The 19,453-nt window shown below is 59.5% G+C and carries 20 protein-coding genes; 7 read left to right on the forward strand and 13 right to left on the reverse strand.

The genetic code is table 11. The annotated features are described in order from the left end of the window. Positions 1 to 120 precede the first annotated feature (120 nt). Both B7Y89_RS01740 and B7Y89_RS01745 read left to right on the forward strand, forming a co-directional pair. Positions 121 to 2,448: a TonB-dependent receptor gene (locus tag B7Y89_RS01740; RefSeq protein WP_292935153.1), complete on the forward strand. Its 2,328-nt coding sequence runs from the start codon at positions 121 to 123 to the stop codon at positions 2,446 to 2,448. Positions 2,449 to 2,547: 99 nt separating this feature from the next. After that, positions 2,548 to 3,312, forward strand: a complete 765-nt coding sequence (locus B7Y89_RS01745; RefSeq protein ID WP_292935155.1) for a glucose 1-dehydrogenase — start codon at positions 2,548 to 2,550, stop codon at positions 3,310 to 3,312. On the opposite strand, the gene B7Y89_RS01750 is transcribed toward B7Y89_RS01745, so the two are convergent. Then, a complete protein-coding gene (locus tag B7Y89_RS01750; protein WP_292935157.1) occupies positions 3,309 to 4,100 on the reverse strand; it encodes a ThuA domain-containing protein in 792 nt (263 codons plus the stop codon). The genes B7Y89_RS01745 and B7Y89_RS01750 overlap by 4 nt on opposite strands. Then, positions 4,100 to 5,110 carry an NADP-dependent oxidoreductase gene (locus B7Y89_RS01755; protein ID WP_292935159.1) on the reverse strand — a complete coding sequence of 337 codons (1,011 nt, stop codon included), beginning with the start codon at positions 5,108 to 5,110 and terminating at the stop codon, positions 4,100 to 4,102. Before B7Y89_RS01755 ends, B7Y89_RS01750 begins: the two co-directional genes overlap by 1 nt. 158 nt (positions 5,111 to 5,268) lie before the next feature. Between B7Y89_RS01755 and B7Y89_RS01760 the strand changes: the two genes are divergently transcribed. Then, entirely contained in the window at positions 5,269 to 7,722 is a 2,454-nt protein-coding gene (locus B7Y89_RS01760) for a TonB-dependent receptor (RefSeq protein WP_292935161.1), read from the forward strand. Between the two features lie 241 nt (positions 7,723 to 7,963). Here the strand turns inward: B7Y89_RS01760 and B7Y89_RS01765 are convergent, their stop codons facing one another. The 5 genes from B7Y89_RS01765 to B7Y89_RS01785 all read right to left on the reverse strand — a co-directional run bounded on the left by B7Y89_RS01765 (position 7,964) and on the right by B7Y89_RS01785 (position 11,315). Continuing rightward, positions 7,964 to 8,392: a nuclear transport factor 2 family protein gene (locus tag B7Y89_RS01765; protein ID WP_292935163.1), complete on the reverse strand. Its 429-nt coding sequence runs from the start codon at positions 8,390 to 8,392 to the stop codon at positions 7,964 to 7,966. Positions 8,393 to 8,467: 75 nt separating this feature from the next. Further along, a complete protein-coding gene (locus B7Y89_RS01770; protein ID WP_292935165.1) occupies positions 8,468 to 8,818 on the reverse strand; it encodes a Rieske (2Fe-2S) protein in 351 nt (116 codons plus the stop codon). A gap of 9 nt (positions 8,819 to 8,827) precedes the next feature. Continuing rightward, positions 8,828 to 9,361 carry a VOC family protein gene (locus tag B7Y89_RS01775; RefSeq protein WP_292935167.1) on the reverse strand — a complete coding sequence of 178 codons (534 nt, stop codon included), beginning with the start codon at positions 9,359 to 9,361 and terminating at the stop codon, positions 8,828 to 8,830. After that, on the reverse strand, positions 9,358 to 10,095 hold the full coding sequence (locus B7Y89_RS01780) for a glucose 1-dehydrogenase (RefSeq protein ID WP_292935169.1): 738 nt from the start codon (positions 10,093 to 10,095) through the stop codon (positions 9,358 to 9,360). Before B7Y89_RS01780 ends, B7Y89_RS01775 begins: the two co-directional genes overlap by 4 nt. 212 nt (positions 10,096 to 10,307) lie before the next feature. After that, positions 10,308 to 11,315 (reverse strand): NADP-dependent oxidoreductase, encoded by a 1,008-nt coding sequence (locus tag B7Y89_RS01785; RefSeq protein WP_292935171.1) that lies wholly within the window; start codon positions 11,313 to 11,315, stop codon positions 10,308 to 10,310. 117 nt (positions 11,316 to 11,432) lie between these two features. On the opposite strand from B7Y89_RS01785, the gene B7Y89_RS01790 reads away from it, so the two are divergent. Next, positions 11,433 to 11,834, forward strand: coding sequence for a nuclear transport factor 2 family protein (locus B7Y89_RS01790; protein WP_292935173.1), 402 nt, complete (start codon positions 11,433 to 11,435; stop codon positions 11,832 to 11,834). 61 nt (positions 11,835 to 11,895) lie between these two features. Here the strand turns inward: B7Y89_RS01790 and B7Y89_RS01795 are convergent, their stop codons facing one another. Next, positions 11,896 to 12,270: a Rap1a/Tai family immunity protein gene (locus B7Y89_RS01795; RefSeq protein WP_292935175.1), complete on the reverse strand. Its 375-nt coding sequence runs from the start codon at positions 12,268 to 12,270 to the stop codon at positions 11,896 to 11,898. 92 nt (positions 12,271 to 12,362) lie between these two features. Here B7Y89_RS01795 and B7Y89_RS01800 point away from each other — a divergent pair, with 92 nt between their 5' ends. Both B7Y89_RS01800 and B7Y89_RS01805 read left to right on the forward strand, forming a co-directional pair. Further along, complete coding sequence (locus tag B7Y89_RS01800) at positions 12,363 to 12,815, forward strand: hypothetical protein (protein ID WP_292935177.1); 453 nt, start codon at positions 12,363 to 12,365, stop codon at positions 12,813 to 12,815. Next, positions 12,812 to 13,567, forward strand: a complete 756-nt coding sequence (locus B7Y89_RS01805; protein ID WP_292935179.1) for an enoyl-CoA hydratase-related protein — start codon at positions 12,812 to 12,814, stop codon at positions 13,565 to 13,567. The genes B7Y89_RS01800 and B7Y89_RS01805 overlap by 4 nt, the downstream gene beginning before the upstream one ends. A gap of 292 nt (positions 13,568 to 13,859) precedes the next feature. Here the strand turns inward: B7Y89_RS01805 and B7Y89_RS01810 are convergent, their stop codons facing one another. The 3 genes from B7Y89_RS01810 to B7Y89_RS01820 form a co-directional block, all read right to left on the reverse strand. Beyond that, positions 13,860 to 14,360, reverse strand: coding sequence for a hypothetical protein (locus B7Y89_RS01810; protein ID WP_292935181.1), 501 nt, complete (start codon positions 14,358 to 14,360; stop codon positions 13,860 to 13,862). 110 nt (positions 14,361 to 14,470) lie between these two features. Next, the gene (locus tag B7Y89_RS01815; protein WP_292935183.1) at positions 14,471 to 14,770 is read right to left on the reverse strand and encodes a type II toxin-antitoxin system RelE/ParE family toxin; all 300 of its coding nucleotides are present in this window, start codon (positions 14,768 to 14,770) and stop codon (positions 14,471 to 14,473) included. After that, positions 14,767 to 15,027 carry a CopG family ribbon-helix-helix protein gene (locus B7Y89_RS01820; protein WP_292935185.1) on the reverse strand — a complete coding sequence of 87 codons (261 nt, stop codon included), beginning with the start codon at positions 15,025 to 15,027 and terminating at the stop codon, positions 14,767 to 14,769. Before B7Y89_RS01820 ends, B7Y89_RS01815 begins: the two co-directional genes overlap by 4 nt. 141 nt (positions 15,028 to 15,168) lie before the next feature. Here B7Y89_RS01820 and trxC point away from each other — a divergent pair, with 141 nt between their 5' ends. After that, positions 15,169 to 15,636 carry a thioredoxin TrxC gene (gene trxC, locus B7Y89_RS01825; RefSeq protein ID WP_292935187.1) on the forward strand — a complete coding sequence of 156 codons (468 nt, stop codon included), beginning with the start codon at positions 15,169 to 15,171 and terminating at the stop codon, positions 15,634 to 15,636. On the opposite strand, the gene B7Y89_RS01830 is transcribed toward trxC, so the two are convergent. Both B7Y89_RS01830 and B7Y89_RS01835 read right to left on the reverse strand, forming a co-directional pair. Beyond that, positions 15,597 to 17,264 (reverse strand): EAL domain-containing protein, encoded by a 1,668-nt coding sequence (locus tag B7Y89_RS01830; RefSeq protein ID WP_292935189.1) that lies wholly within the window; start codon positions 17,262 to 17,264, stop codon positions 15,597 to 15,599. The genes trxC and B7Y89_RS01830 overlap by 40 nt on opposite strands. Next, positions 17,264 to 19,450 (reverse strand): sensor histidine kinase, encoded by a 2,187-nt coding sequence (locus B7Y89_RS01835; protein WP_292935191.1) that lies wholly within the window; start codon positions 19,448 to 19,450, stop codon positions 17,264 to 17,266. The genes B7Y89_RS01830 and B7Y89_RS01835 overlap by 1 nt, the downstream gene beginning before the upstream one ends. Positions 19,451 to 19,453: the final 3 nt, after the last annotated feature.

Raw genomic sequence — 19,453 nt, forward strand, 5'->3', positions numbered from 1 at the left:
AGGATGATTTGTGGATCGCACCTGTAACAAGTCGCAGTTGGATCGGGAAACAGCAACGTGGATTAAGGTAACGAGTCATCGTCCGAAATGAGGCGAGGCGACCCATCAGGGAGGATACCGATGAAAGCCCATACTACGCGGCATATGCTTGCCGTTGCATTGTCCACAACCGCGCTTGGTCTGGCTATGCCTGCCTACGCTGCGGACGGACCCCAGGACGCGGCACAGGCCGATACTGTAAGCGAAGCGCCTGCCGAAACCGGCGCGATCATCGTCACCGCGCGTCGCCGTTCGGAAACGCTGCAATCAACGCCAGTGGCAATCACCGCCGTCAACACCGCGATGCTCGAAGCCAAGGCCGCCGTAAACATCGGCGATCTGCAAGGCGCGGCACCGGGCCTGTTGATCACACAACAGAATTCAGGCGCACAAGCAGCCAACATTTCCATTCGCGGCCTGACGTACGCCGACATTGAAAAGTCGCAGACGCCAACTGTTGGCGTGCTGGTAGACGGCGTGGTGATTGGCACCAACACCGGCCAGTTGCAGGACGCATTCGACATTGCCCAGCTTGAAGTCCTGCGCGGCCCGCAAGGCACGCTGTTCGGTGCCAACACCATCGGCGGCGTTATCAGCATCACCCGTTCAAAGCCGACGATGCAGCCGGGCCTCAAGGCCGAGGTGACGTATGGCCGGTTCAACTCGCTGGCGGTCAAGGCGATTGCCAATTACGGCGATGGTGACACGTGGGGCGTCAAGGCGTTCTATTTCCACAACGAAACCGACGGCTTTTACAACAACGTCATCCAGGGCAAGAATGGCGGTTGGAGCAAGGGCGACACATACGGCGGATCATTGCTGTTCAAGCCCGCCGGCACCGGTTTTGAAGCCCAGTTCACCATCGAAAACGTCAAGCAGAAGTTCGATCCGGTGGTGGCCAACATCACCAATAGCAGCGAAGTATTCTGCGGCTTCATCGCCACGCGCGAATGCAACCGCAACACCACCAGCGACTTGTACACCGTGTTCAGCGCGCCTGCTGAAAGCACGTACAGCGCGCCTGATGCGACGCTGGAACTGAACTATGATCTGGACGCGGTAAAGCTGACCTCGATCACGGGCTGGCGCAAGAGCACCGAAGCCCAGACGCAGGATTTCGACGGTTCATCGACCGATCTTTACTATGTTGACCGTCGCCAGCACTACGAACAGTGGAGCCAGGAAATCCGCGCTGCGGGTGAAATGTTTGACGGTTTCGATTACGTGGTTGGCGCATTCTACTTCAAATCGAAGTACGATCTGACCCAATGGAGCCGCGTATTCGGCTTCAGCCCGAACACTCCGCCCACCACGTTTGACCTCAATTCACAGCATGTTGAAGGTGAAACCGAAAGCTATGCGTTCTTCGGTGACTTCAACTGGGCATTGACCGATACCGTACGTCTGGCATTCGGTGGCCGGTGGAGCCATGACAACAAGCAGCTGTTCAACGGTTTTGCCGGTGGCAAGCTGATTGATCCGAACACTGTCCAGCGCAGCCAGTATGTGCCGGTGGGTACAGGCAACGCCAATTTCAGCAAGTTCACGCCAAAGGTAGGCATTGACTGGCGGCCCAGCAACGACGTGATGGTCTATGCATCATGGTCGCGCGGCTATCGTTCGGGCGGCTTCAGCCCGCGCGCTGCAACCGCTGCAACCGCCAGCACGCCATTCCAGCCGGAAACGGTTGATTCGTATGAAGTCGGTGCAAAGTTCTCTGCCCTCGACAACCGTCTGGAAGTGAACATTGCAGGCTTCGTGTCCGATTATAAGGACATGCAGCAGAACCTGACCCTGCCCGGCGGCCCCACCGGCAACCAGACAGTGACCGGCAACGTGGCTGGTGGCGCGTTGATCAAGGGCGTCGAACTTGACGGTTCGCTGCGCATTACCGACAATCTGCGCCTTACCGGATCGCTGGCAGTGCTGGATTCAAAGTTCCGCAACTTCGTGGCCAATGGCGTATTCGGAACGGCCATCGTGCCCTTCGATTATTCGGCAAACCGTCTGATCTACGCGCCTGATTTCACTGCTTCGCTGGGTGCAGAATATACCCAGCCCACCAGCTTTGGCGATATTTCGGCAAATCTGGGCTGGCGCCACATCACGCCATACGACCAGCAGTTGTCGGCAGCATCGCTGACGCCAACGACTGTGGGCGGCAACGTGACGAAGGTTACGGTCAACGGCAACGATCCGCGCGTGCGCACAACCACGCAGGACCTGATCGATGCCAGCCTTACCTTCAACTTCGATCTGAACAACACCAAGGCCTATGTCCGCGTGTTCGGACGCAACCTTGGCAATGAGCGCACATCGACTCACGCATTCACCGTGGCGGGCCTGTGGTCCTTTGCCATGGCGCTTGAGCCACGCACGTATGGCGCGACGATCGGCTTCAAATACTGAGGCCTATCGTTCGCCTGAGTTAATCCACCTTGTCGGGGGGAGGGGCATGGAGGTTTGCTCCTTTGTCTCTCCTCCCGCTTTCTTTTGGAGTTGCAGCCCATGTCTCGTCTTTCCGGTAAAATTGCGTTGATCACCGGCGGCGCGTCTGTCCCCGGTCTTGGCAGCGCTACCGCGCAGCGCTTTGCCGAAGAAGGCTGCAAGGTGTGGCTGACCGACCGTGATCTGGCCGGTGCCGAAAAGGTGGCCGAAGGCATTCGTGCAGCGGGCGGACAGGCCAAGGCCATGCTGCACGATGTGACCGATGAAGCGCAGTGGGATGCCGTGTTTGCCGCTATCGAAGCTGAAGACGGCAAGCTGGACGTCTGCGTGAACAACGCCGGGATCGCGGTTTTGCGGCCAATCGAGGACATGACGACGGCGGACTGGCGTTTGCAGAATTCGGTCAATCTTGAAAGCGTGTTTCAGGGCACCAAACGTGCCGTGGTGATGATGCGCAAGACCGGCACCAAGGGTTCGATCATCAATATCTCGTCCGTTGCGGGCTTGATCGGTGTGCCTGCATGTGGCGCTTATGCTGCGGCCAAGGGCGGTGTGCGGCTGTTTTCAAAGACCATCGCAGTGGAAACCGCAAAGGACGGCATCCGCGTCAATTCGGTCCACCCCGGCATGATCCTGACCAACATCCAGGGCGTGGCGATGGAAGACAACGCTGCCAATTACGATGCCACGCTGGCTTTGGTGCCAATGGGTTACATGGGCGATCCACTGGACATCGCGAACATGAACCTGTTCCTGGCGTCAGATGAATCGCGTTATGTCACCGGCACCGAACTGGTCGTCGATGGCGGTATGACCGCTCTTTAAGCCACCCAGCGGATCGCGTTTTCTACCAACCGGCGATAGTCCGGGCTGTCATAGGCAGCCGGACCATCGCCGGGTTGCAAATAGACCACACGGCTGTTGATGGCGTTTTTCGCCCAGCCGACAAGGTTCGATCCGGGCGGGTGTTCCCAGCCTTCGCGTGAATACATGGCGCCCCGCAACGCATTTTCTGCGGACCAGAAGTGATCGCGGGTGAAGCTGGCCGATGATCGCAGCAATGGCGTGACGCTGTCTTCGTAGACTTGGCCGAGATAGAGTTCGTCCGTCAGCGTAAAGCTGGCGGGCAAGCCTGCGGTGACAGGATGATTGGCGGCGACGGTCACTTCATGGGTTACATCGTGGCAATAGCCGCTGTCGCTTACCCGATGCCCGCGCGATGTGCCGGGGTGATAGTGGAACTGCCCGCCCAGCCATTCGTGATATTCGGCCCATGTGGGCCAGCCTGCCAGCGCATGATGCAGCGCGACAACGCCGGTGCCCTGTTCCAGCAACGCACGAAAGCCGGATTTCAGCGCATCATCGGGTTCAAGGTACAGCGGCGCATTTTCCGGAGCTTCGAAATCGAGGCCGGGCATATCGTAAAGGACCAGCACATCGAAGCCGCGCATGCCTTCGGGGTTCATCAGGCGCGCTGCGGCGGGTTGATCGACCATCGTTGCGGTGATCCCGTCCATCGCCTGAAACATCGCATCAAATGCCGTGCGATCAAACGGATGGCCGCGCACCGCAACAAGGCATTTCAGGGGTGCGCGATGGTGGATGATCGGCATTATGGGCCGACTTTCACGATGACTTTGCCGATGGCTTTGCCGGTCAACATCCGGGCATAAGCAGTGAGGGTGTTTTCAAGCCCTGCGGTCTCATCAAGGTTCACCGTCAGGCGTCCCTCAGCCTCCCAGCCACGCAGCACAGGCAGAAATTCAGCGCCACGGTGCAGGAAATCGGGGATGAAGAAGCCTTCGATGCGCAAGCGCCGCATCAGCACCTGATCGAACCGCGCAGGGCCGGGCAGGGGCGCATCGTTATCATAGGCCGCCACCATGCCGCACACTGCCACGCGGCCATAGTGCGCCATGTTGGGCAGGACGGCATCCAGCAACGGACCGCCCACATTGTCGAAATAGGCATGGACGCCGCCGTCCACGCTGGCGAGGCGGGCGGCGACATCTTCGGATTTGTAATCAATCGCCATGTCCACGCCCAACTGGTCGGTAAGGTAGCGGCACTTGTCAGGCCCGCCTGCAATGCCGATGACTTTCGCGCCAAGGTTGCGCCCGACCTGACAGGCGAGCGATCCGGTTGCGCCCGCCGCCGCCGATACGACCAGCCATTCGCCGGGCTTGATTGCGGCCACTTCCTTGACGCCCACATAGGCCGTCCACGCATTCATGCCCAGCGCGCCAAAGTGCTGGCGGATATCTGCCACATCCTCGTCCAGCGCTTCCAGCCCGGACAATGCAGGCACAACCGTTGCGTAATCGGCCCACTGCCCGAAACCGCGCACCAGCGTGCCGACCGGCCATGCCGCATCACGGCTTTCGCTGATACGGCCAAGGACGAGGCCCACCATTTTGGCCCCAAGCGGCAGGGGTGGCTGATAACCATCGGTGCGCGGGCTCATCCACATGCGCGTGCCCGCATCCATCGAAAGCCAGCCCACTTTCACGCGAACTTCCCCGTCCTCCAGCGCGGCCAAATCTTCCTTTTGCAGGCTCAGTGCGCTTGCAAAGTCCGATCCTTGGGGATGGCGGTCTAGCTGCCAAAAGCGATTTGCGATCATCCAGAATTCCTCTCAATCGCATGGGTTGCCGCCACGACAAGCTTGCCACACCTAGCCAATTGATCAGGCTAGTCGATTAGTGAGGCGTCGTTTGCGATGCGAAAAACTAAAGCCGTGCGCGATAAACGGTTGTGATAAAATTTACGGGAGGAACAACGATGCGTTCACTTAAAAAGCTTTTGTTGGCAACGTGCGCACTAAGCGCTGCCACACCGGCATTTGCCCAAGACGCAGCGCAAGATGGGGCCAGCGCAGGCGGACTTGAAGAAATCATCGTAACCGCACGCAAGCGCGAAGAATCGGTCCAGACGGTGCCGGTTGCGGTCACCGCCATTTCCGAACGCGTCATCCAGCAGCGCGATATTACCAGCATCGAAAAGATCGCAGGCGCAACGCCGAACCTTTCGGTCGGTCGTGCTTCAAACGGTTCGGGCGCGCAGCTGACGATGCGCGGCATCGGTTCGTCATCAACCTCGATCGGTATCGAACAGTCGGTCGCTGTGGTTGTCGATGGCGCCTATTATGGCCAGGGCCGCGTCATTCAGGAAGGCTTCTTCGATCTCAAGCGCGTTGAAGTGCTCAAAGGTCCGCAGGCGCTGTTCTTCGGCAAGAACGCCACCGCTGGCGTGATTTCGCTGACCACCAACGATCCGGGCCAGGACCGCGAATTCATCGCGCGTGCCGGTTACGAATTCCGCTCGCAGCAATACCTTGGCGAATTTATCGCGTCGGTTCCGCTGTCCGATACCTTTGGCGTGCGCCTTGCCGTGCGCGGTTCGATGATGGACAAGGGCTATTACCGCAACGTATCGGTCAACCGCACTTATACCACACTCGACATCCAGAACCTGCTGACCGGCGGTGCGGGCAATCCTGTTGGCCATCTTGCTTTGCCTGCTGCTGCCAATGCGCCGGGCGAAGATGAACTGCTGGGCCGCATCACCTTGAAGTACACGCCGGACGACAAGCTGACCGTGACGGTCAAGGGCATGTTCGATCACAACGAAGTGAACAACTCGTCGTGGAATTATGTGGCGTACAATTGCGGCAACGCAAACGGCATCAGCCAGTTGACCGGCTATGCTTGCGGCACGGATTTCGTCACCAATCAAAACAACATGCCGGCTGATATTGCCGCCAACTTCCCGTTCGCAAAGAGCGATGGCGCGCTTTACAACCGCTATCGGTCATGGGCGCTGAACGGCAATATCACTTATGCCGTCAACGATAACCTGACGATCAGCTCGGTTACCAATTACAACACCAACAACAACCGCTGGGCCTGCGCCTGCGATTTCCAATCAAGCAACAACGGCACGTGGGCGACGGAAAATTCCACATGGCGCGCGTTCTCGCAGGAACTGCGTGCGCAGACTGCGTTCGATGGGCCAATCAACCTGATGGTTGGCGGCCTGTACCAGAAGACCAAGCGCGAATTTGCACAGTATGTGATGTTCGCAGGCCTGCGCGACGATGCAGCATCGGCGGCAAACCGCTATGTCGCCTCGTCCAAGACCAGCTTCACCGATGGTGAAACCACCGCTCTGTTCGGTCAGGTAACATGGGAAATCGTTGACCGGCTCGAACTGGCAGGCGGCGTGCGCTACACGCATGAAACCAAGGACAGCTATTTCACGCAGCCTTACAACAACATCGGCGTGCAGGGCATCTTCCGTGACAAGGCTGATCCGGATGGCCAGGGCGAAATCACCGCGCAGCAAACCTTCAACGACTGGTCGCCTGAAGTCACGCTGACGTGGAAGCCGGTTGATGACGTGCTGGTCTATGGTGCGTACAAGACGGCCTATAAGTCGGGCGGTTTCTCGAACGGCGGTATCAACTCTAAGTTCTCGGCTGATCCGCTGGCCGATCTGACCTTCAACCCTGAAAAGGCGCGCGGGTTTGAATTCGGTATCAAGTCAACCGTTCTGGACAACCAGTTGCGCCTGAACCTTGGCCTGTTCAGCTATGCCTATGATGATTTGCAGGTCGATTTCTTCAACTCGCCGATCTTCGCCTTCCAGACGCTGACCGCCGATGCGCGCACCAAGGGCATCGAAGTTGAATTCGAATATGCACCGCGCAGCCTTGATGGTCTGAACGTGCATGGTTCGGTCAATTACACTCACGCCCGCTACACCAACTTCCCCTCGGCACCATGCTATGCAGGCCAGACACCTGCACAGGGCTGCACGCTGGTGGCCGGTGCTCCGCGCCAGAACCTGAATGGCAAGCCATTGTCGGTTGCGCCTGAATGGACCGGCGCTTTCGGCATCGGTTATGATGCGGCAATGGGCAACGGCATGAAGCTGGGTCTCAATGTCGATACGCGCTATTCCGGCGCTTATCTCGCATCGGGCTTCGGCAATCCGTTCTCTGAACAAAGCAAATATGCCGTGCTTGATGCCGGTATCCGTTTTGGCGCAGAAGACGATAACTGGCAGATCGCGCTAATCGGCAAGAACCTGACCAACCGCTTCTTCGTAAGCGGTGTGGTTGATGGCCCGTCGACCGGTGGCGGCACCGGAACGCCAGCAGGCATCCGCGCCGACCAGCTGGGCTTCGGCAACCTGCCACGCACCGTGCAGGTAACGGTGACCAAGCGCTTCTGATTGCACTGGTTCAGACGCAAAGAAAAAGGCGGAGCCCGCAAGCTCCGCCTTTTTTGTTTGGCAATGTAAATCCCCAGCCCCGTCACCCCGGACTTGATCCGGGGTCCATTTCTCCCCAAGCACCGGCGGTCTGAATGGAGGGATGGACCCTGAAACAAGTTACAAGGGTGACGAAATAGGGATGACGTTTGCTGACGGGATAGAAGCCAAACAACTTCGGGGATGATAAATCCTGTCCGGTTCAGCAGCCCTTGGGCGCGTGCTGGCGGTGGATGTTGCGGAAGCTGCGTGATTTGAACAGCCATTTGCCGTCAATCTTCACGCAAGTATCGTCATACTGCCCGCGATCGCGCATGGTTATGCCGTTCTGGTCATAAACCTCTGCGGTATAGCTGCGCATTACGGCGGTATCGCCGGTCACTTCGATAGAGCCGGGCCATGCTTCGAACATGATGCCGGGATAGCCCTTCATCGCCTCTATCCACATCGCCTTGATCGCGGCGCGGCCCCGCGTCGTGCCAAGCTCGGGATAATCGGGAAGCGACCATTCCGCGTCCTCAGCCCAGGTTGCCGCCCAATCATCGGCGTCAATGCGCGTCACCGCATCGGCATAAGTTTCAAGCAGTTCGCGAATGGCAAGGCGGTCTTCGGCAGGGCCAGTGAACGGCATCGGTTTCTCTCCATCTTATCGTTGGTATTGGCAGAGAGTAACGCGGCACCGGCCCTTGTGAACCTGTGGGATTGGTTAGATCTGGATCGGCAGTTCATCCATGCCGGGTTGCGCGTCGGGCACGCACACTTCGATCTGGCCACCTTCCACGCGCACGGCGAACGTACGCAAATCCTTGTAAGCGCCGCCCACGCAACGCCCCGTCGCCATTTCAAAGCGCGCGCCGTGCAGCGGACACATGACCGCACCACGGCGGATGCGTCCGGTGGAAACCAGCGCGGCCTGATGCGTGCAGCGGTCATTTACCGCAAACAGGCCGTCATCGGTTTTGGCCACCAGCACATGCCAGCCGCCCAGCTTTGCAGCAATCTTGCCTTCTGCCGGAAATTCAGCCTCGGGGATCAGGGAATGCCAGGTCTCGCTCACAAAAAGTCCTCAAGTCATGCGGATGGTATGGATCGGGTCAGTGCCGCGATAGTCCTTTGCGGCTTGCGCGACCATTGCATAGAAATCAACCAGCGCTTTGGTAGGGGCGTAAAGTTCGGTCATCAGGCCCAGCGTTGCAGTGGTATCGGCAAAGGCAAAGAGGAAGCCGTCGTTCATCTCTGCGCGCAAGGCACAGGCCGCGCCTTGTGCTTCAAACCGCGCGATTTCGGCGTCAACGTCGTCCACAAAGACAGCCGCGTGATGCATGCCCCACTTGCCCGAACCTTCAGGATAGATGTCGCGGAATGGCGATGGGCCGGGATTGTTCTGCGCGACAAATTCCACCATCACATCGCCCCACTGGCCATAGGCAGACGTGTGATCGAGCAAGCGTTCGGTGCCGCGATGGACCGCGCGTTTAAGCGGAATGTTGTCCGCCACGAAAAATGGCCCCGATCCGAAAGCGGCGTGATGGGCGCGCGCGGCGCTGCGCACATCTTCAACAAAGAACGCAACCTGCCGGATGGGGAGCGCGGCCGTCATATCGACGCGCCACCATCAATGCGGAATTCGGCACCGGTGGCAAAGGCGCTGGCATCGCTGGCAAGATAGACGGCGATGGCTGCGATTTCCTCGGGCCGTCCCAGACGCCCCACGGGGTGAACATCGACAAAGCTGCGGTAAAGCGCATCGGGGTTGTCAGATTGCGCCAGCACCTTGTCGATGATCGGGGTGTGGATCGCGCCCGGATGGATCGAATTGCAGCGGATGTTGTAGCCTTTTTCGGCAAAGTGCAGCGCACACGATTTGGTCATCAGCGTGACCGCTGCCTTGGCCGCGTTATAGGCGACCAGATTGGACGCAGCTTTGATGCCCGACAGCGACGACATGTTGATGATCGATCCACCGTGCGCCTTCATCTTGGGCAGTGCGGCCTGAATGCCCATGAACACGCCCAGCACATCGATATCCAGTTCGTGGCGGAACTGGTCCAGCGTAACCTCTTCAATCGACCCCAGCGTGGTTATCCCGGCATTGTTGACCAGCACATCGATCCGGTCACACGTGGCGACGGCGTTGGCCCATGATGCCTCCTGCGTCACGTCCAAGGTGATGAACCATGTGCCCAGTTCGCTGGCCAATGCTTGCGCGCGTTCGCTGTCGATGTCGGCGATGATGACATCTGCGCCCTCTGCGACATAAGCGCGGGCTATAGCCTCACCCAGGCCCGATGCGCCGCCAGTAACGAACGCGGTCTTGCCGTCCAGAACTCCCATTACCCTATCCCTTTTTTTCGGCGTTTTTCCCGCTTGCATGTGTTACCCCTTTTTCGTCACCCTGAACTTGTTTCAGGGTCCATCTCTCCATTCAAAGCGGCGGTGCTAGGGGGAGAAATGGACCCCGGATCATGTCCGGGGTGACGGGGATGGGGATTTACGTTGCCGAAAGTATCGTGTTTGCAAACGACATAGAGCCCTTGCTCTACGCCTTAAATCAGGACGAGCGTCTTGCCGGTTGTCCGCCCGCTCATCAGATCGATGAAGGCCTCGGGCAGCTTTTCCAGTCCCTCGCGCACGTTCTCCAGCGGCTTCAGCTTGCCTTCGATGAACAGGCGATCCAGCATGGCTTGCGCTTCGCCCAGCACTTCGGGATGATCATACGTGATGAAGCCGCGCATGGTCAGGCGGTTGACCACCAGTTGCCACAAGTTGCGGTTGCCGTGCGGGTTGTCGGCATCGTTATATTGCGCAATCATGCCGCACACCGCAATCCGGCCATGCAGGCGCATCAGCGGCATGACCGCTTCAAGCGTTTCTGCGCCGACATTGTCAAAATAGACGTCGATGCCTTCTGGTGCGGCCTTGGCGATAGCGGCGGCAAGGTCAGGCTCGGCCTTGTAATCAATCGCCACGTCTGCGCCCAGATCGGCCACGATTTGCGCCTTGGCCGGACCACCGGCAAGGCCGATCACGCGGCATCCGGCGGCCTTGGCCAGTTGCACCACGGTGCTTCCCGTGGCGCCCGCAGCGGCGCTGACCAGCACGGTTTCACCCGCCTTGGCCTTGCCGATTTCAAACAGGCCGACCCATGCCGTCAGGCCAACCGGGCCAAGCGCGCCCATATAGTGCTGCAACGGCACGCCGGACACAGGCTCGACCTTTTCGATGCCAAGGGCATCTGCACCAACCACATAGTATTCCGACCATACCGCAAAGGTGCGCAGAAGCGTGCCAACCGGCCAATCAGGGTTGTTCGATTCGACCACTTCGCCCAGCGACATGCCATTGATCGGTGCGCCCAGTGCAACCGGCGGCAAATAGCTTGGCCTGTCGTCCAGAAACCCGCGAATGGCCGGATCGCACGAACAAACCCGCATCTTTACAAGGATTTCGCCGGGGCCTGGCACCGGGCGGGGGGCTGTGGTCAGCGCAAAGTCTGCGGGAACGGGCACGCCGGTGGGGCGGCGGGCGAGGGTGATCTGGCGGGTTGTTTCCATGGGGCCGCACCTTAGCGCCTGCGCGCGCTGCGCCGCGCTAGCTATATCGCTAGGTTTCGCGCAAGCCACACATGGTGGATCGTTGCCAAAATTTGGGAAGAGGGTTTTACCATGAGCATGACCGCAGCAGAAATGATCAAATTCGTCGACGATCTTTACGCGGCGACCGGCGCGGGCGATTTCGACACCGCCGAAACGATGCTGACCGATGATTTTTTCATCACCGAAGCTGACGGCCTGCCCATGGCGGGCGTTTATCGTGGCAAGACAGCTTTGCGCGAATTGTACAGCAAAGTGATGGGCATCGTTGATGTCGTCGGGCTTGACCGCGTCGAAACAACTGCAGGCAAAGACCACGCCGTGACGATTCTGTCGTTCCGTTTTGCCGATCCGTCGCTGCCGCCTGCTGAACTGTGCGAACTGTTCCGCTTCCGCGATGGCAAGTGCTGCGAAATCAAGCCGTTCTACTTTGACCCCGCCGTTTTCCAAGCAGCGGCGAAGCTGAAAGCATCCGCCTGATTTAAGGTGGAAATTGTCGTGACGCATGTTCCCCCCTCTCGCTGGCGGGAGGGGGCGAGCTTTAGCGTTTCTTGATGCGCGGTTTTGGTTTTTGGGCTGGTTTGGGCTGCAATTCCGGCCATGCGGATGCTACTGCCGCGCGGACGAGTATGCGCGCTTGTTGATCGCGCATTTCAGGGTGGTCGATCAGGTATTTGGCCACGACATCGCGTACCTGGCCCGCGGTTGCGCCTTTGGGGGTGACCGGGGGTTGGGGCAAGTAGCGCAAGCCGTCAAGGACGCCGATGACGTAGGACAGGCACATCGCACGATCAAGCGGGGCGGGGGTGGCGCAGGTATCGTGAAGCTGGTTGCCGTCCATCCATTCCGCATGGGCGGGCGTGGATAGCGCGGCTAGGGATGCGACGAGCGTCAGGCGCAGTCTGGTTTTGGGCATTGGCGTTAACCCTTTCCGGTTATTTGCTGAAACGCCCTGTTCGGGTCAGGCGTTCCCCATCGGCGTGTTGGACAGATCATGGCTGATGGCTGATGGCTGCGGCTTTGAAGTCTTCCATGCACATTTCCGGCGCTGGCGAAAGTTTCATGGCGGCTTCGAAGTTGTCGTTCTTGAAGCTGTACACAACGATGCACGACTGTTCGGCCGACGTTCCCTTCTGGGACCGCGATACGGTGCCCGGAAAACCTGTTGCAATCATGCGGTATCGCGTTGATTTCGATAGTATGCAGATATGGACAGACCAGGCATTTGGCCCCGGGCAGTGGCTGGCCTATGCGGTGCGCAACTTTGATCAGGTGCTGCGTGAAGGACGCGAGGGGAACCCGAAGATGATGAGCCTTGGATTGGATTTGCAGATCATTGGCTGCGCGGGACGGATTTGGGCGCTGGGGCAATGCTTTGCCCATGTGCGCAAACACGATGACAGGTGGGGTGCCACGCGTCACCAGATTGCACCAGGCTTGGCCGTGGTTGATCCGGCATGACGCTGCGTCTGGAAAAGAACGGGCCGGTTGCACATCTGCTGATTGACCGCGCGGACAAACGCAACGCATTCACCATCGCGATGTGGCAATTGCTGCCGGAATTGCTGGCGCAGGCGGCAGCTGATCCGGCGCTCCGCGTGCTGGTTGTGAAATCGGCTGCGGGCGGGGCGTTCTGTGCTGGCGCGGATATTGCTGAACTGTTGGCGAACAAGGACGATGCCATCTGGCGCGCGGAAAACCAGAAGGCGCTGAACCGCGCGCAATATGAACTCACGCGCTTTCCCTTGCCCACCGTGGCGATGGTTGAGGGTGATTGTGTGGGCGGCGGCTGCGGCATTGCGCTGGCCTGCGATATTCGCGTGGCGGGGCCAAAGGCGCGGTTGGGGATTACGCCTGCCAAGCTGGGGCTGGTTTACCCGTTGCATGATATCAAACTGCTGGTCGATCTGGTGGGGCCGGGGCAGGCGCGCCGGATGCTGTACACCGGCATGTTGTTGAGCGCGGATGAAGCGCGGGCGATCGGGTTGGTGGAAGAACTGGCCGATGATGAAGCGGCACTGGTTGCACAATTGACCAGCGTATCGCCGTTTTCGACACAGGCCATCAAGGGACTGGTCCGCCGCGTTCTGGATGGACAAGTGGCTGATGATGCGGAAAGCTTGCGCATTTTTGCTTCCGCGTTCGAAGGCGCTGACTTCCGCGAAGGCACGACCGCGTTTGTAGAAAAGCGCGCGCCTGTTTTTGGCCGGTAAGGCAAAGCGCTACTAGAGGCGGGCTAGAGCGCTTTCCGACCAATCTGGATCACCGTGATTGACGCAGGAAGCCCCTCGGCAAGGCACATTGTGCAGGGCGGGCTGGTTGCCCGTCCAAACAAGGTAACGCTGTCCGAGGGGCTTCCTGCGCCAACCCCTCCGGGGCGGGCCCCTTTTGGCCGATTGCTGCGTCTTTCGTCGGTCACTATGCGATGGCATGGCTCCCTCCTCAATCCGTGCACTCGGCCAAAATCGGCTCCGTCACGGTGAGCCAGATTGGTCGGAAAGCGCTCTAACCCCGCTTCTCAACGTGGATGTGGGGGTGGGCGCGCTGGAATGTCTCGGCCCAGCTATCGCATGGCCAGGGGACCAGTTCCTCGTCGAAAAAGGCGAGGCGTTCCCCGTCCTGGCCAATCAGGCTAAGGGTCATGCCATCATCGTATATGATCCGGATGCTGGCGATTTGTGATGGATGGATGCGGCCCATATCGCCCTGCGTGCGCGAAGTACGGCTCTGCCACCACACCAGATCGCCCGTCTGCGCGTCGATTTGGTATCCCCGGCGCGGATTGACCCACAATTGGCCCAGCGCCGCAGCCACGATGAACCAACCCGCCATTGCCGCCACCGGCACCAGCCAAGGCGCACATTCCTTGCCGGTTTCATCGCAGTTCTTCTGGGGATCGACGGTATAACCCGCATAGAGGAACGCCGCGCCAACCAGCAACATCGCCCAGAACATCACCCCTTTGCGGGCGGATCGTTCAAAGGCCAAAGGCGGGGTTGTGGTCATTGGCCTCTGTTCGGGTGTGGGTGCTTATGCGCAATCTATCGCGCTAATGTTAAGAATGTGTCTGCCGGGTCTGGCAGGCGGCCATGCAGTCCGGCCATTATTCCGGCCATTCATTCGTATTGGCCTGCTTGTGGCCAGTTGCGTGCGGTGTGGATGACCTGAAGGATCGTCACGGCGGTGTCGTTGTCGGTCAACGCGTAGACAATGATGTAGGGCAGGCGGGTAACAGACTTTTCGTACGTGCCGCTGACGCGCCCGGGATGGCCGGTGGCGAATGTGCCAAGCGCATTGCCGGTTTCCCGTAAACGCTTTGACACCTGACGGGCAGCAACAGGATTATCCAGCGCAATATAGACGACTTGATCTTCAATATCATCAATCGCCGAATCCGACCATTGAACACGTCTCATGCAGCATTTTTGGTTTGCGCGGCTTCAATTGCGGCATCGATCCTGTCCATCACCTCGTCATGCGGGGTGACGCGGCCGGCTTTCATATCGGCAAGCCCGCGTTCGATGCCTTCGATGATCGCCAGTTCGTGTTCGACATAAGCGGCCACCGCCTCGCCTGCGAGGTACGACCGGCTGCGCTTGGTGCTTTGGGACAGGCGTGCCAATTGTTCCTGTACGGCCAATGGCACGCGGATTGTCATGGTTGTGCTGGTCATTGGCAGGGCCTTTGTGTTTGGTTGTGTACATTATCACACAAAATGCGCGTTTGCCAACAGCTGCCCGCTCTAATCCCGCATAGTGCGCTTCTTGATGGCATAGGGTATGCAGGGTAATCCGAACTGTCAAAGGCCAGTGCCATGTCTGAAACCCTGATCATTTGCTGCCCGGCCTGCGCCAGCCGCAACCGCGTGCCTGCCACAAAGCTGGGCGGCGGCACTTGCGGCAAGTGCGGGGCCGCGCTGTTCATGGGCAGGCCGCTGGTGCTGAACGCTGCCAACTTTGATGCCCATGCCGCAAAAAGCGATATTCCGCTGGTGGTGGATTTCTGGGCGGCGTGGTGCGGGCCCTGCCGCCAGATGGCCCCCGCGTTCGAAGCCGCCGCCGTGCAGCTTGAACCGCGCGTGCGCTTGGGCAAGCTGGATACCGAGGCCGAGCAGGCCATTGCCACGCGCTATGCCATCCGGTCCATCCCGTCGCTGGTCGTGATCCATCGGGGGAACGAGATTGCGCGGCAAGCAGGCGCCATGCCCGTCAGCGCGATTGTGCAATGGGTACGCGGGGTAATTCAGGCGGCCTTGCCGTATTCTTTCAGCCAGGCGCGGTAATCTTCGAAGCGGACAGGGCGCGAGATCATGTAGCCTTGCAGCGTGTCGCAAGCGTTAAGCGCAAGCCACGCGCGTTGTGATTCAAGCTCTACGCCCTCGGCCACGGTTTCCATGCCCAGCATGCGGGCAATGCCGATAATGCCCAGCACGATGGTCTGTTCAGGCCCTGCCTCTGCCACCCGCGTCACAAAACTGCGGTCGATCTTGATCGTGTCGATCGTGCAGTTTTGCAGGTGCGACAGCGAGGAATAGCCGGTGCCGAAATCATCCAGCGCCACGGTGATACCGCGCGCATGAAGCGCCTGGACAATGGCCTCGGCCGCAGCAGGATCGGTCAGGACGGATGTTTCGGTGACTTCCACTTCAAGCAGGCTTTCATCCGCGCCGTATTCCTTAAAAATGCGGGCGATGCGGTCAGGCAAGTTGGCGTTGAATTCGCTGGCGCCAATGTTCACCGCAAGGCGCGCGGGCAGGCCATCGCGCACCAGCGCCACTTGCGCCAGCGCGGTTTGCTGCAACACCCAATCGGTGACGTGCGGCAACAGGCCAGCGCGTTCCACCACGGGAATGAACATTGCAGGAGACAGGTGGCCCAGCAGCGGGCTTTGCCAGCGCACCAGCACTTCGCCCGAACGCGGCAGGCCGGTTTCGGCATCCACCTTCGGCTGGAAGTGGACGTGCAATTCGCCCTGATCAATCGCGCCGACCAGCTCGGACCGGATGGCCCCGGCAAGCCGCATTTCGGACAATTCCGGCCCTTCCAGCTCCAGCATCCGCGCGCCGCCTTCGCGTTGCAGCAAGCGGGCAGATTCCATCATGCGGTCAATCAGGGCCGAGTGGGTTTCATCACAACCAGTCTGGGCAAAGACGACCGAATGGGTGATGCGGGCAAGTCCGTTGCCGGGTGAAACGCGATCACGCAGATCCATCCGGATCATCGGTTCAAGCGCGGTGTGAAGGCGGGCGGCATCTGCCATCGTTGCCACCCAGACATGAGGCTTCAGGCGGAAGGCATGCAGTTCGTTGGCCCTGGCAAGGCGCAGCATCAGGGCGTTGAAATGTTTCCTGTTCTTGCCATCAAACCGGCGGGAAAGTTCGGGCTGGGTGTCTATTTTGATAACGGCCAGCGCAGTGCCGACCGGCTGTGCGGCAAGGTGATCAAGCAGTTGATCGTACCCCGGGACCAGCGGTTCGGCATCGAGACTGGCGGCGGTGCGGGTGGCCGCTTCACGTTGGGCGGCGTTGCGCAAATGGCTTTCCACCGCCGCGATCAGCAGATCGAAATCCACCGGCTTCACCAGATAGTCATCCGCGCCCGCCTTGCGCCCGTGAATGGCGGTTTCGCGATCCCCGAAAGCGGTCAGGAAAACGAACGGCACATTGGCCATGGCATCACCGCGCGCGCGCAATTTTTGCAGCAATTGCAGCCCGTTCATCCCCGGCATTTGCATGTCGCAAATGATCAGATCGGGCGCGCCTGTATCAATACAGGGAAGCGCTGCTTCGGCGCTGGCGGCCTGATCGACCATAAAGCCGTGATCGGCCAGTTCGTCGGCAATATCGCGCAGGATTTCCGGCTCGTCCTCAATGCACAGGACTTTAAACTGCTGGGGCGAATAGACAGACATTATGCAGCTTCCCACAATTCGGTAACAGTGGCGCGGGCCAAAGGCAGGCTGGCGGTAACGGTTGTGCCAGCATCGGTGGATGAGGTGATGTCCAGCAGGCCGCCATTGGCATCAAGCAAGGTGGTGGCAAGGTACAGGCCGGTGCCCGCACCCGGAACGGCGGTGCTGTTCGATCCCCGGAAGAACCGCTCGCACACCAGCGGCAATTCGTCGGCCGGGATGCCCGACCCCTTGTCCGTAATCGTCACGCTGCAACGGTCACCCTCGACCATGGCTTTCACGGTGATCGCGGTGTGGTCCGGAGAATAGCGGCAGGCGTTTTCGATGATCGCGGCAAGCGCTGTGTGGACCAGGGTGCGGTCTGCATAAATGGCCGCGCGTTCAGCTTCTTCGGCAACTTCGACATCGACTGCGCGGTTGCCTTGTGCCGATGACACCGCTTGCCGCACCAACGGTCCAAACGCGACAGAGGTTGGCTTGCAGACGGTTTCGCCATTTTCCATGCGCACCAGTTGCATCGCGCTTTCCATCACTTCGCCAATGCGTGCAGCCGCACGGCGGATCATGTCGGACCGTTCGATGACCGTTTCTTCGGTCAGCCGTGCCGCGCGGCGCTTCAGGATCTGGCCGGAACTGTCGATCACCGTCAATGGCGTGCGGAATTCGTGGCTGAGGATATTGATGAAGCGGCGTTGCCCGACGGTCACGCGGCGTTCGCTGTCCAGCGCGCTGCGCATCTTGTCTTCCTGTTCCACGATCTTGCGGTGTGCAGAGCCCAGACTGTGGCCCATCTCTACCAACCGGTCGGCAAGGCTATCGATTTCGGTCACGCCAAAGCGCGGGGCCTCATGATCATAGTCGCCCTCGCCAATCCGGTTCATCACGTTTTCCACCGCAAGCAGCGGTTCGGCCACCCGCGCGCTCATCTCCCGCGCACGCGCCAGCAGGAAAACAAAGAACGCGGCATAGAACAGCAGCAGGATCACCAGCATGATGAAGCCCACCTTGATCAATTGATCGTACAGCGTGTTCGCATCGGCAAAGATGGCAGATGCAGGTGCCACCACAACCAGCGTCCAGCCCGGCCCTATGACTTTGGCGTTGGCGGCCAGCATTTCATGGCCCCCGAAGCTGACGCGGTTAACGCCCTGGCGGCCTTTGGCCACGGCGTCTGCCAGTTCCTTGAGGCGCGGTTGTTTGGCGATGTTGAATTGTTCGGGCTTGAACGTGTCCGAATGGATCGCCTTTTCATAATGGTGATCTTTCAGCTCGGTCAGACCCAGGTCTTTTTCCCCGGCGGGCGGCAGGGCCAGAATGGTGCCGTCACGCCCGATCAGCATGGCATAACCCTGCCACGGCAGATTGAGCGACAGGATGCGGTCGATCACGGTATCCACCGTCAGGTCCATGCCGACCACCGCCTCCAGCTTGTCTCCTGCATAGACCGGCGCAATGGCCGAAACCATCCAGCCTGATCCGGCGGGATCGACATAGGCATCGGTCCACACCACGTTGCGGCGCGGGTTATGCTGGGCGTCCGCTTCGTAATAGAAGTTGTACGATGGAATGTTCATGCGCGGCGCATATTGTTGGCGCACGTCGAAATAGGGATAGATGCGGTTATAGCTGTCCCATGTGTTGACATAGACCTGCTGCACCAGCGGCGATGCCGCCTTCAAATGGCGCATGGTGTGGTCCAGCCGCGCGGTGCGCCACACTTTGTCGATCTGCTCCGGCCCGACCGGCTGGAAGCCGCTGTAGAAACTGGCGCTGTCGTTCACGCCGCCACGGGTGGTATAGAACACGCCGTCCCTGGCCAGACGGTGGCGCGCTTGCTCGGCAGGGGACGGGGTGGCGGGTTGCTTCAACGCCTCGCCGGTTTCGGCGGCAAACACTTTGGCAAGGCCTTCGACGCTTGAAAGCGTGGCTTCTATATTGGCTGCTTCGCGTGCGGAAATGTCGGCTAAGTAGTTTTCGGAAAGGCGGCTAACCGTTTCCACATTGCGTTCATACGTGAAGTTACCCGTCGCCCAGTAACTGGCCAAAAAGCCCAGTTCGATTAGGCAAAGCGGGATAACAGCAGTGCGAAGATAGGACGCGCCCAGCCAGCGCGCCAATGGCACCTGTTTTTTCTGGCTGGACGTAAAGGGAATTGCGAGCACCTGCACACCGCTATCGATTGGCATCCG

Source organism: Novosphingobium sp. 32-60-15, assembly GCF_002280675.1.
Classification (GTDB): domain Bacteria; phylum Pseudomonadota; class Alphaproteobacteria; order Sphingomonadales; family Sphingomonadaceae; genus Novosphingobium.

What these genes read in the sequence shown, in the direction of transcription:
- B7Y89_RS01765 (WP_292935163.1), bottom strand. Translation starts at nt 8,392, where the DNA reads ATGCCGTTCACTGGCCCTGCCGAAGACCGCCTTGCCATTCGCGAACTG.
- B7Y89_RS01750 (WP_292935157.1), bottom strand. Translation starts at nt 4,100, where the DNA reads ATGCCGATCATCCACCATCGCGCACCCCTGAAATGCCTTGTTGCGGTG.
- B7Y89_RS01745 (WP_292935155.1), top strand. Translation starts at nt 2,548, where the DNA reads ATGTCTCGTCTTTCCGGTAAAATTGCGTTGATCACCGGCGGCGCGTCT.
- B7Y89_RS01780 (WP_292935169.1), bottom strand. Translation starts at nt 10,095, where the DNA reads ATGGGAGTTCTGGACGGCAAGACCGCGTTCGTTACTGGCGGCGCATCG.
- B7Y89_RS01755 (WP_292935159.1), bottom strand. Translation starts at nt 5,110, where the DNA reads ATGATCGCAAATCGCTTTTGGCAGCTAGACCGCCATCCCCAAGGATCG.
- B7Y89_RS01820 (WP_292935185.1), bottom strand. Translation starts at nt 15,027, where the DNA reads ATGACCAGCACAACCATGACAATCCGCGTGCCATTGGCCGTACAGGAA.
- B7Y89_RS01815 (WP_292935183.1), bottom strand. Translation starts at nt 14,770, where the DNA reads ATGAGACGTGTTCAATGGTCGGATTCGGCGATTGATGATATTGAAGAT.
- B7Y89_RS01760 (WP_292935161.1), top strand. Translation starts at nt 5,269, where the DNA reads ATGCGTTCACTTAAAAAGCTTTTGTTGGCAACGTGCGCACTAAGCGCT.
- trxC (WP_292935187.1), top strand. Translation starts at nt 15,169, where the DNA reads ATGTCTGAAACCCTGATCATTTGCTGCCCGGCCTGCGCCAGCCGCAAC.
- B7Y89_RS01805 (WP_292935179.1), top strand. Translation starts at nt 12,812, where the DNA reads ATGACGCTGCGTCTGGAAAAGAACGGGCCGGTTGCACATCTGCTGATT.
- B7Y89_RS01775 (WP_292935167.1), bottom strand. Translation starts at nt 9,361, where the DNA reads ATGACGGCCGCGCTCCCCATCCGGCAGGTTGCGTTCTTTGTTGAAGAT.
- B7Y89_RS01790 (WP_292935173.1), top strand. Translation starts at nt 11,433, where the DNA reads ATGACCGCAGCAGAAATGATCAAATTCGTCGACGATCTTTACGCGGCG.
- B7Y89_RS01835 (WP_292935191.1), bottom strand. Translation starts at nt 19,450, where the DNA reads ATGCCAATCGATAGCGGTGTGCAGGTGCTCGCAATTCCCTTTACGTCC.
- B7Y89_RS01740 (WP_292935153.1), top strand. Translation starts at nt 121, where the DNA reads ATGAAAGCCCATACTACGCGGCATATGCTTGCCGTTGCATTGTCCACA.
- B7Y89_RS01830 (WP_292935189.1), bottom strand. Translation starts at nt 17,264, where the DNA reads ATGTCTGTCTATTCGCCCCAGCAGTTTAAAGTCCTGTGCATTGAGGAC.
- B7Y89_RS01810 (WP_292935181.1), bottom strand. Translation starts at nt 14,360, where the DNA reads ATGACCACAACCCCGCCTTTGGCCTTTGAACGATCCGCCCGCAAAGGG.
- B7Y89_RS01795 (WP_292935175.1), bottom strand. Translation starts at nt 12,270, where the DNA reads ATGCCCAAAACCAGACTGCGCCTGACGCTCGTCGCATCCCTAGCCGCG.
- B7Y89_RS01800 (WP_292935177.1), top strand. Translation starts at nt 12,363, where the DNA reads ATGGCTGCGGCTTTGAAGTCTTCCATGCACATTTCCGGCGCTGGCGAA.
- B7Y89_RS01785 (WP_292935171.1), bottom strand. Translation starts at nt 11,315, where the DNA reads ATGGAAACAACCCGCCAGATCACCCTCGCCCGCCGCCCCACCGGCGTG.